The sequence below is a fragment of the Rubidibacter lacunae KORDI 51-2 genome (assembly GCF_000473895.1).
GTDB classification, from domain to species: Bacteria; Cyanobacteriota; Cyanobacteriia; order Cyanobacteriales; family Rubidibacteraceae; genus Rubidibacter; species Rubidibacter lacunae.
Genome location: NZ_ASSJ01000024.1, coordinates 16,528 through 27,125 on the forward strand (window position 1 = coordinate 16,528; position 10,598 = coordinate 27,125).

A 10,598-nucleotide genomic window follows, 5' to 3' on the forward strand; every position below is an offset into this window, starting at 1 on the left:
AACTCTGAACAGCGAGTTTTGGGTTCGATCTGCTCTCCTCAAACAGCTCTCAAGCTTACGTTGTTTCGGTGCTTTAGAGCAGCTTGTAATACTTGCAGCTCCGAAATGACTGCTTTTTCAACCGAGTACTCAACGGCAGTGACGATCGCGCGATCGCGGAGTGCTTCTCTTAGGGCGTCATCGGTTACTAGCTTGACTAGTTGATGATAGCAGTCAGCTTCCGATGATGTATCGGCGAACAGTGCATTTTCACCGTCTATGGCGTACTCAGTCGCTCCTCCTTGTTGCGGTAAAATCGTCGCGCACCCGCAAGCCATGGCTTCAAGACCCGTGCGTCCGAAGGCTTGGTAATCCGAGTAGTCGACAAAAATATCTGACTGCCGTAGGGTTCCTGCTACCTCTTCTCGGGTGACGACACCGCGGTTGCAATGGGAGAACTCTCGGTCGAGAGCGTAACTTGCTAGGTTGCGATCGTGGCAACCAAAGATTTCGATCTCGACTTTTTCTCCAAACTCTGATTTCAACCTGGCCAACACTCGCATGGTTCGAGCGGCGCCGCGACGAGGCGTTGCCGGACGGACCATCGCAGCAACTCGTACTGCTCGACCTCCAGAGGATGGGGCAAAACGAGGGTAAAACAGGTTGCGTTCGAGACTCGGACTGACTTTCGCAACCTCAACTCCATGCTCTCGCTCGATCAGGTCGCACAGCCAGCGAGTTTTGGCGAAAAGTACGTTCCCCCGAACTAACGTGTAGGAGTCATAGGCCTGTTGCCATTCTGCAGAACCTAACTCGAAAAACCAAGGCTCGTAGTCTTGGACGTAGTAGGCAGGCAACAGCATTGGATTCGAGGTAACGATCGCCTGTAGCAATTGCGTCGATGAAAAAATCGTTGCTATGACGATGTCAAATCGGCCAGCCGCTTCCGTTAGCTCGTCCTCGTTGTTGAAAAAATAGAAGAGATCGCGATCGGATTGAAACAGACTGGGGTAGTTCTGCCGATAATTGGACTTGTGTTTTGCCCGCGTAGCAATGCGCGCATCTACCCCCAGTTTCCGCATTCCCGATGCTTCCTGAACCACAGAATGCGCGCCGCCCCCACCCCCGCGCACGGGGAGCAAAAACAGGATGCTAGGTTGGCGATCGCTACCCAGTCTCACGCGAGCCCCCATATCTCCGCGAGGCTTGCTTAGTGCTTGGTCGAGCCGCTGGCGAACCCGCAGGCGCATCTCTTCCAATAGCGGGTGATTGCGCATTAACTCGACCTGCGAGGCAATGCGCTCCTTCCCATGCTTGGCTTCTAGCGAACGGCTGCCAGCTTTGGCTAGCTCCGCGCGGCGTTTGTCACCGTAACTTTTCGATTTCGCGTGGAAGATGTAGGCGGAATCGGCAATCGCCAGGTCAAATCCGGCATCGGTTGCGCGCAAGCAATAATCGTTCTCCTCACCATACCCCTTAGGAAAGCTTGCCTCGTCCAAGTAGCCGATTTCATCGATCACAGCTCGTTTTAGGCATAAACAGAATCCATTTAAAAATGGCACTCGGGGGTAACGCTTTTGAGAAACCGAGCTTACTACGTCTGCCATATCACTCGTGCTGTAACCCGCAGGCAGTTCGTTAACAGCCCAGCCGCCGCCAGCAGCGTAGATCTCCGGCACGGACTGCCAGCTTGCTGCGTTGGATAGGGGAGAAGCAATACCAATTTTTGGGTCGCTCTTCAAGCACTCTAGCAACCGCTCCAGCCACCCCGAGGGCACGATTGTATCGCTATTCAACAAAACAACATACTCGGCGCTTGAGGCTCGAAGTCCCCGATTGGCAGCCTTGGTGTACCCACCTGCTACTTCAGTTTCGATTGAAGTAATGTTCGGGTGTTGGCTGGTAAACTCTCGCAAGTAGCAAGATGTCTCTTCCCCGGACCCATCATTAACCAAATAGAGTTGGTAGGGGGGCTTAGTCTCGCGCACGATCGCGTTCAGACAAAGTCGAACATCAGCCAGGGCGTTGTGAATGCAGACAATGATATCGACCTTTTCTTCGCGGCGGGAGCTGCTTTTCCCTGCAGGCAGTAGATAGGAAGTACTGCCGCGACTGCTGAGCGCGGGGAGAATTAGGTGGTTTTGGAAACGTTGACTGCCGCGATCGCGACGCCCCTCATAGGTTCGCTGCCACGCCCGTACTCTCCCAATCAGGCGAGACTGTTGGAGCTCTGGTGGTTCGTCAAGAGACTGGCCGCGAATCTTACGGAAAATGAGGTATAGGAAGCTACCCAGTCTCCAGCGGTTGGTATCGAGAATAGAAGTAATCGACTGGTTGAATTCTTCAATCCAGCTGCCGAGTCTGAAAATGTCTTGCTCGGCTTGCTCTAGGGCTTTTTTGTTACTGCAAATTTGGGCTTCTAGGCTGGAGATATTAGCCTCAAGACCTTTGGTAAACTGCTTCTGCTGTTGTTGTCGGGTATGTTGGAATTTCTCAAGCCGTGCTTTGAGATCGGCAGTATCGCGGTTGTATTTTTCCTCGAGCTTTTCAATACTCTGTTTGCTCTTCTGCTGATTGTTTCGAAGAGCAGTCTTAAATTTCTGCCGATCGAGTTCTCCTCTCAGACGCTCTTTCTCAAGGGCGCGCAGCAGGCGATCGATAGCAGGAGGCGTTCGAAATGCCTCTAAGAAGCTTGCTAACTGTTGGCGTGCCTGCAGACAAGTATCCGTTGCTAAAATGCCGAGTCCGTTAAAGCCAGGCAGTTCGTATAAGGATAGAGCTAGGTCGCTCTCGCTGACAAAGTCGTCGACTGCCGTCCGAACGCCATTGCGGACGGCGTTCTCATAAATTGAATGGTTCAGATGCGCGTTAAACCCTCCTGACTCCAGCAATTCAGGCGTGTCAAGGCTAAGTCCCTGCTGCTTGTAAGCATGGCGGTAAGCGATCGGGATGTTTTCGGGATTGTAGTAGAGATCTCTGCGCCCGTAAGGCCATCCCACATCGTGTAGTAAGACAACGGGAAAGGCTTTTCCCTTGCTAGAACTATGCTTTTCGACTAACTTGAGTTCGTTATAAACCGTGTACCAATTATGATCGCCATCTATGAGCACTAAATCGCCAGATGGTGCTATCGGTATAGCATTTAGACTTAATAACTTATAGAACGTGACATGTTTTCCGTAATGCTGCTCCCAAGGTTCCAGATCGAACTTGGGAAGTGGATCGATGACGTGTAGACAAGAGTCCTCGCGCTCGCAATAGTCCAGCAACTTCTCAGTTGTGTAGCCGCGATCGGAGCCAATCTCGATAATGACCTTAGGCTGCAAAAGCTCTAAGATAGGTTGAATGGCGATGTCCCAGAAAAGACGCATTAGTTCTCAGTGCTCGCGCTTGTCTCTAGTTGGTCGGGTACGTGGCTTCAGCCTGGAGTAGCTAAATTCCCCGCTTTGCCAGGTATTAAGCGGCTGGAAGTGTGACGTCCCCATTGGTACGCCTGAGCCGAGTTGAACGGGCAAATATGAAGAAGGCTCTGCATGATTCCTAGCCAAATAAATTGCAGCTAGGTGCGGATACTACCCTGCAAACTGCACTAGAGCCTACCATCCTTCTTCTACAACGGGCAAGGACGAGTGAGATCCTAATGAGCATTCTCTTAAGGGTTCGGGCAGTACTAAGAATTGCCGAGATATCCTACTAAGTAAACCAAAGTGCTTGTGTTACCACCGCGTTCGTATGGGGGGTCTGTAAGGATATCCCAATGCCTCTATTGCTTGCCGTGTCGGCCCTGGCGATCGCGTTAGAGCAGGGGCGAGCTACAATCCGGGTGCCGTTCGTCCCCCAACCCTATCAGCCATGCAAATCGCTACCTGGAACGTCAATTCCATTCGCTCGCGCGTGGAACATGTTGTCGATTGGCTAAAAGCACATCCTGTGGACGCACTCTGTTTGCAAGAGACCAAGGTGATCGATAAGGACTTTCCCAGCTCGCCGTTCCGCGAGCTGGGCTACCATGCAGTCATTTCCGGACAGAAATCTTATAACGGCGTAGCAATCCTTTCGCGGCAGCCTCTCGCTGAGGTGAATGCGGGATTTGAACCGGTTGTGGGCACGGAGCTGGCCGGAGATCTCGACGAACAAAAGCGCGTTCTCAGCGGCATTTTGGACGACGTAAGAATTGTCAACCTCTACGTGCCTAACGGTGCAAGTGTTGGTTGCGATAAGTACGACTACAAGCTGCGCTGGTTATACGTGCTACGTGCTTATCTCCTAGAGCTGCAGGGGAGATCGCCGGTGAATATTTGTGCCTGTGGGGATTTCAACATTGCCCCGGAAGACCGCGACATTCACGATCCCGTGGGTAAAGACACGCATATCATGGCATCGCCAGCGGAACGGGAAGCACTCCAGGCAATCGCGGCACTAGGATTTGCCGATGCCTTTCGCAAATTTGTCTCGGAGACGGGGCATTTCAGTTGGTGGGATTATCGCACGCGCGGATTTCGCAACAACCGTGGCTGGCGTATCGACCACCACTGGGTTTCTGCCGGGCTCTACGAACGAGCAACGAGTTGCGCGATCGACTCAACACCGCGTGGGTTGCCCAAGCCCAGCGATCATGCGCCGGTCGTGTTCACCGCATGATGAGGGGTGCCTCAGCGAGAAACAAGTGGTGCGAGCCAGCCTGCATGAGTAGTTTGTCCGAGATCGGAAATCGTGCTCCGCTCGCGTTCCCCTAATAATGCCAATCTCTTTCGGCGTCATCCAAAAAATGTTCATTCCGTTGTAGGGACTACTCGAACTCCTCGTCCTCAAACTTTTATGAGCGAGCTTGTCATATTTTTTTGTGTATGCAGACCTAGAGATAACCCATTTGGAGACAACAACCCATTCCTATTCGTCATTCAGACCCCTCCTAAACTGACCAGATTTATAACCAACTTCTGCAGCATTACTCCGCTCCCGCGCCAACCCTCGACGAGAATGGGCTGTGCTCAAGCCACTAACTCACCACCCGTTGGTTCGAACCTCCCCTCCAAGGCGAATTGCCCCTCCACCTCACGCAGCAGGACGCGGACCCCTAGCCCCCAGCAGTTGCAATGGCTACTCGCGCCAAATCGTCCACAGCAACCAAGGCAGTCTCGAGCTGTAGATTCCGTACTACCATTGCGGCGAATTCACGCCCTTCCTCGTGCCCAAAGGTCAACTTCGCCTAGTTGGGATAGACAGGCAGTTACGGGTGCTCTAACCCTGCGAGGCTAGCACCTGCGACATTCAGGCACAACTACTGTGCGACGTCCATGGTCTTCAAATTGCTCTACCTAAGCTGGCGAAAATCGACCAGATATTACGGGACCGCCGATGAACTGGAAGGCGGCGCTAGCGCGATTTGCCAGCGAGCATCCCGAGAGCTATATCGGGCTTGCTGAAAAAGTCCACAAAGTGAATTTAGGGGACAGAGAGCTCATGAAATCAGGTTTTCGCCATCTAGCCCCAGATTTTCGCCCCTAGATCTCGGCTCAAGTGCAAGGGTTTTGAGGCTCTAGCAACCACAACCTTACACTTCTCTGACGCAGAAAACGCTGGAACCTTCTCTCTGAAACAATTCCAGCCTTTTTCAGCAAGCCCTATATCGACTAGAGGCCATTTGAAAAGTCGGGTTGCGGGAACTCGAGCACATGCCTCGCGACGAGGGAATAGTACTTTTTAGGGCTTTTCTACGGATCGCTCAGGGTACTTTGGTACTCGACCAGACCCTTTTAAACAGCCGCTTAGATCCACCGGCTTACCAAGAAAACTTAACATCCTTATTCAGGCGATTGCGGTAGGGAGTTCTACCTGAGGCAAGAGTCCGCTCGAAGAACTGAATTCGCCAGCTATTCGTTCACCATCGAAGACACTCGTCAAATCCTAGGGGATCTCAGCGATTACAACCGCAACCAAACCTTCAACTACCGTGGAGCTTCAGCTCTAGACACGTCGATTTCCTGGACATTAAATCGATCGGGTTCGTGAAAGATACGACGGCAAATGCCTTGAAGGATGGTTTCATTACGACGGTAAATTCGAAGTCAAGACTGTTCCCATCTCAGCGCTTTTAAGATTCGATTCGAGCCCCCGAGCTTGAAAATGGAGGTATTTGGCGTGCGCTCGGGGATTGCACCCATCTCAGGCATTGTCAACTGAAAAGTATACTTCTGAAAAGTGCTTCAGAAAAACAGCATCATTATTTTTCGGATGTACTTCTAGGCCCTTTGGGTATGACCAATGAATGGTTGGTTAAGGCATAATTATGTTGTAGCCTGATTCAACCGGTGACTCACATGCCTGCTCCCTACAGTGAGGACCTCCGTCTCAAAGCTCTTGCAGCAGTCGACCGCGGCGACCGGAAATCTCACGTCTGCCGTACCTTCGGCATCGGTCGCTCTACCCTCGACGACTGGCTCAAACGACGCCAGACTTCGGGCACGGTCGCTCACACTCCACACTATCGTCGCGGACCCCAACCCAAAATTGCTGATTTGGAATACTTCCGAGACTTTGCTGCTACCCACGGTCATTTGACCCAAGAGCAGATGGCCCAGCGTTGGTCCCAGCCAATTAGCAATCGCACCATTGGCAAAGCCTTGAAAAAAATCGGTTTCACGCGCAAGAAAAGACCTAAGGCTATCGAGAACGTGACGAAGCCTAGCAAGGAGCCTTCCTAGAGACGGTGGGGAGTACGCAACCGAACAGTTGGTCTCCTTCGATGAGGCAGGAGTGGATGATTAAAAGTCCTTTGCCTAATGTTCGTGCCACCCCTTGGAGCGTTTTGATGTCTTTAAATTGGGGCATAGGACCTGTCCCATCACCACGTTTTCGGCCCGATCCGACGGCGAAGTCCAGACAACGATGACGTCTCAGGAGTAATGCAATGAGAAGTTGATAGCGGTGAGGATCGTGAAGAACTCGTACCGTCATTGAATGCCGGTCAGTCGGTGCTTGATGTGCATCGCCACCCTACAAATTAGCAGCTATCCGGAGGCAATCGAGCAAGTGGGAGGCAAGCTGAGTTTCTGCCGCCTTGCACCCATGACCCGAACAAGATTGAACATTCTAGAATCGGCTGAAGCATCATCTGCGTCAGCATCATGAACTATGCCACCAATCTCTGACTAATGGAGTCGATCGCGATCGCTTCTACAGCCAACAGTTAGCGCTCCGACCCAATCCGATCGCGCGTCACGACCTCCAATTCTTCTCCGCTCGCCTCCGACGCTCTGAGTCCTGCCAGAATCAATTGCGTCCGCTCCGTCAGGCGATCGCGCTGGTTAATCGTGTAGATCGCTACCAGCGTCAGTCCGACCCCACTCCACTGCACCGCGCTCAGCTCCTCAGACAGCAGCAAACTGCCAAACGCCAGGGCAAATACCGGCGTCAGAAACGTCAGCGCCGACAGACTGGTTAAGCTCCCGCGTGCTGCTAAGTAAAAGAAGATCCCGTAGGCGATCGCGCTGCCGAATACCGTCGCATAGGCCAGCGCCATCCAACCGTTTAAATCCAGCCGCGTCCACTGCTGTGACTCCGTCAATCCCGAGAGTACCCACAACGGGATGCCGCCCAAAATCATGTGCCAGCCCGTCGCTACCACCGGATCTACCTGGCGGCTGACATACCGGCTGAGAATCGTGCCGCCCGCCATCGAGAGCGCTGCAAACAGCATCAGCAATATGCCGCTGTCGAACAATCCCGTCTGCTCGAAGGCGATCGCGCCGATATCTCCGTGCAGCAACCCAACGATCCACGCCTCCGGCAGCCCCACGCAGCTAATCCCTGCAATCCCCATCAGCAAACCCAACCAGCCCCACGCTCCTATCGCCTCCCCGAAAAGCCAGCTCGACATCAGCGCCACCGCCAGCGGCTGCGAATCGATCGTTACCGACCCGAGCCCCGCTCCCGTTCGCACCAAGCCCTGTGCCAAAAATCCCTGAAACAACGCACCGTCGACCAGCGCAAACCACCCAATCCAGCACCATGCCAACCAGCCGCGCGGCTGCGGGCGATCGCTCAACGCTGCCACCAGCAACACCAATACGCCTGCCGGCACCAACCGCACCCCCGCCACAAAATACGGCGTCGTCTGCGGCAATACACCCTTCATCGCTACCATTGCCGTTCCCCACAAGAAAAACGGCGCGATGACGAATAGCGACGATGCGATCCACTGCGGGCGAGATAAATTGAGCTGCATCGAGGCGACCTTCAAACGTTCTGGTGCAGCCGTCCCGGGACGGTCATCCCTAAATTGTAGAGTTATGTTAACCAGCGCGATCCCTCCAACTTCGGCACACTAGAGAAACCCCCTTCACATCTCGGGATCGAAACCCAACGCCTATGGTCTGGTTGCTCACTCGACGTCGCAAGCAAATCGCCCGCATCGAAATCGTCGGCGCGATCGCCTCTGGAACGCGTCAGCGCGTCCTCAAAGCCCTCGAGCTCGTTGCCGAGCGCCGCTACCCCGCCCTGCTGCTGCGGATCGACTCCCCCGGCGGCACCGTCGGCGACTCTCAAGAGATCTACGCCGCCCTCATGCGCCTGCGCTCCAAACTAAAAATTGTCGCCAGCTTCGGCAATATCTCCGCCTCCGGCGGCGTTTACGTCGGCATGGGTGCCGAAAAAATCGTCGCCAACCCCGGTACTATCACCGGCAGCATTGGCGTCATCCTGCGCGGCAACAACCTCGAACGCTTGCTCGACAAAATCGGCATCTCCTTTAAAGTCATCAAATCCGGTCCATACAAAGACATCCTCGCCTTCGATCGCGACCTCACCCCTGCCGAAACCGACATCCTGCAGAGCCTGATCGACACCAGCTACCAACAGTTCGTCCGCACCGTCGCCACCGCACGCCATCTCAGCGAAGACGCCGTGCGCTCCTTTGCCGACGGCCGCATCTTCACCGGCGAGCAAGCTCGCGACCTCGGCGTCGTCGATCGCCTGGGAACTGAAGAGGATGCCCGCCGTTGGACGGCCGAACTCGTCGATCTCGACCCCGACAAGACAAAATGCGTTACCCTCGACGAGCGCAAATCGCCCCTCGCACGCCTGCTTCCCAGCCGGCAGCAGCAGTGCCCGAGTTGGGAGGCCGTCAAGGATTGGGTAGAATTTGAGCTGTCAACCAGCGGTCAGCCCCTATGGCTTTATCGACCGCAGGCGATCGGTAAATAGCGGCTCGCAACCGTTATTTACCGATCGGCAACTGCCGCGAATCGCGTTTTATATTTTTGTGTAGAGGATCGAACCGTGGGCTGGAAAGTGCGAGCAATCCGAGGAGCGACAACAGCAACAGCTAACACCGAAGCGGCCATGCGCGACGCCATCCTAGAGCTACTCGACACCCTCACCCTCCGCAACCACCTCGACCCCGACGACATCATTAGCGCCACCTTCACGGCCACCCGCGATCTCAACGCAGCTTTCCCCGCCGCGATCGCCCGCGAGCGCGCCCAATGGCAAAACGTCCCGCTCCTTGACGTTCAACACATGCACGTCGCGGGCAGCCTCGAACGCTGCATACGTGTCTTGGTTCAGGTCAACACGATTGCGCCTCAGAATGCGATCGCCCACATCTACCTGCGCGGTGCTAGCGACCTACGCCCTGAGTGGAGCCTTGTCCCGCCACGTTAGCTTGCAGGTAGTCCATACACGACGAGGTTGCTCGACTGATGCAGTGCGTGTTGAAGTTTTGTAGCTAGCGATCCGATCTCTTTCGCCTTTGGGTGAATTCCGACGGCGCGCGATCGCTGCTGGAGCTGCACCTCACCTGTTTGGATTTGCATTAATAAAAATTCTTGACATTGACGGCAATAGTCTTCGCGGATGACCGGCGCGCTGCGGTTGAGCCAGACCCCTCGTGCTTCTGCTGGACTGGCGCGGCGGCAAGAACAACAAAAGTCCTTAAAGTGCGGGGGAGAACGCATCCACTCAGAGGATAAAGGACTTAAAGCTTCCATGCTGGGGCGGCAGCAGGCATGCAGGCGACGAAACCCTCTCTTACTAGTGCCGTAATCCTTACCGCCTTGCTACTCGTCCGATAGGAGTTGGGGGGCAGCAACCTTTAAGTCCAAATCGGTTCCAGCGATCGTCAGCTGCGGCTGCGAGAACCCCAACCAGGAAAGCGGACTCGCTGCCGGAATCGTCACGTGCGCTTCCGCAATGCTCAACCGCGCGCGCGCTCGAAATCCAAAATGCAGCAGTTGCCCGTCGCGCTGTCCGAATCCCGCTCCCGGTATTGGCAGCGGCGTGCGCCATCGCATCGGCTTGCCCCACTGCATCGGCTTGCATGTCAGCTCGCACAGCAGTTGACCCGGATCGCCTGCTCCTATAGCGCTGACACGATCGCCGTCCCACCTAAAGTCAGCCAGTTGCTTGGGCAACCCCCAGATCTCGCGCCCGCCCGCAACGGACGCCGAAGCGCTAACGTAAATGCCTGCAATCCAACCGCCCCAGCAACTACCGCACCGTGCAATCGCTGCCAGCGCAATGAGTTCGTCGTAAACCAGCGTCGAGCGCTCGTCGTAGGACGCAAAGAAAATTCCGCCCAGCGTGTACCCCGGCCAGATCGGCACGATCGCTAGCCTGGA

Annotated in this window: 8 protein-coding genes; 4 read left to right on the forward strand and 4 right to left on the reverse strand. The window is 54.7% G+C overall.

Features of this window, described 5'->3' with window-relative positions:
* Positions 1-38: 38 nt before the first annotated feature.
* Positions 39-3,350 carry a glycosyltransferase gene (locus KR51_RS18640; RefSeq protein WP_022605253.1) on the reverse strand — a complete coding sequence of 1,104 codons (3,312 nt, stop codon included), beginning with the start codon at positions 3,348-3,350 and terminating at the stop codon, positions 39-41.
* A gap of 481 nt (positions 3,351-3,831) precedes the next feature.
* On the opposite strand from KR51_RS18640, the gene xth reads away from it, so the two are divergent.
* Together xth and KR51_RS04405 are read left to right on the forward strand one after the other, a co-directional pair.
* Positions 3,832-4,620 carry an exodeoxyribonuclease III gene (gene xth, locus KR51_RS04400; RefSeq protein ID WP_022605254.1) on the forward strand — a complete coding sequence of 263 codons (789 nt, stop codon included), beginning with the start codon at positions 3,832-3,834 and terminating at the stop codon, positions 4,618-4,620.
* A 1,679-nt stretch (positions 4,621-6,299) separates the two neighbouring features.
* Positions 6,300-6,683, forward strand: a complete 384-nt coding sequence (locus KR51_RS04405; protein ID WP_022605256.1) for an IS630 transposase-related protein — start codon at positions 6,300-6,302, stop codon at positions 6,681-6,683.
* 485 nt (positions 6,684-7,168) lie between these two features.
* Here KR51_RS04405 and KR51_RS04410 read toward each other — a convergent pair whose 3' ends face one another.
* Entirely contained in the window at positions 7,169-8,206 is a 1,038-nt protein-coding gene (locus KR51_RS04410; protein ID WP_022605258.1) for a DMT family transporter, read from the reverse strand.
* A 143-nt stretch (positions 8,207-8,349) separates the two neighbouring features.
* Here KR51_RS04410 and sppA point away from each other — a divergent pair, with 143 nt between their 5' ends.
* Both sppA and aroH read left to right on the forward strand, forming a co-directional pair.
* A complete protein-coding gene (gene sppA / locus KR51_RS04415) occupies positions 8,350-9,183 on the forward strand; it encodes a signal peptide peptidase SppA (protein ID WP_022605259.1) in 834 nt (277 codons plus the stop codon).
* A gap of 75 nt (positions 9,184-9,258) precedes the next feature.
* Entirely contained in the window at positions 9,259-9,642 is a 384-nt protein-coding gene (gene aroH, locus KR51_RS04420) for a chorismate mutase (RefSeq protein WP_022605262.1), read from the forward strand.
* Here the strand turns inward: aroH and KR51_RS19235 are convergent.
* Both KR51_RS19235 and KR51_RS04425 read right to left on the reverse strand, forming a co-directional pair.
* On the reverse strand, positions 9,639-9,935 hold the full coding sequence (locus tag KR51_RS19235) for a hypothetical protein (protein ID WP_156914973.1): 297 nt from the start codon (positions 9,933-9,935) through the stop codon (positions 9,639-9,641). The genes aroH and KR51_RS19235 overlap by 4 nt on opposite strands.
* Before the next feature lie 102 nt (positions 9,936-10,037).
* A partial coding sequence (locus KR51_RS04425) for an acetoacetate decarboxylase family protein (RefSeq protein ID WP_022605265.1) occupies positions 10,038-10,598 on the reverse strand: 561 nt, incomplete at its 5' end.

Excerpts from the sequence above, each read along its gene's own strand:
- KR51_RS04405 (WP_022605256.1), top strand. The coding sequence starts at position 6,300 with ATGCCTGCTCCCTACAGTGAGGACCTCCGTCTCAAAGCTCTTGCAGCA.
- KR51_RS19235 (WP_156914973.1), bottom strand. The coding sequence starts at position 9,935 with ATGCGTTCTCCCCCGCACTTTAAGGACTTTTGTTGTTCTTGCCGCCGC.
- KR51_RS18640 (WP_022605253.1), bottom strand. The coding sequence starts at position 3,350 with ATGCGTCTTTTCTGGGACATCGCCATTCAACCTATCTTAGAGCTTTTG.
- sppA (WP_022605259.1), top strand. The coding sequence starts at position 8,350 with ATGGTCTGGTTGCTCACTCGACGTCGCAAGCAAATCGCCCGCATCGAA.
- xth (WP_022605254.1), top strand. The coding sequence starts at position 3,832 with ATGCAAATCGCTACCTGGAACGTCAATTCCATTCGCTCGCGCGTGGAA.
- KR51_RS04410 (WP_022605258.1), bottom strand. The coding sequence starts at position 8,206 with ATGCAGCTCAATTTATCTCGCCCGCAGTGGATCGCATCGTCGCTATTC.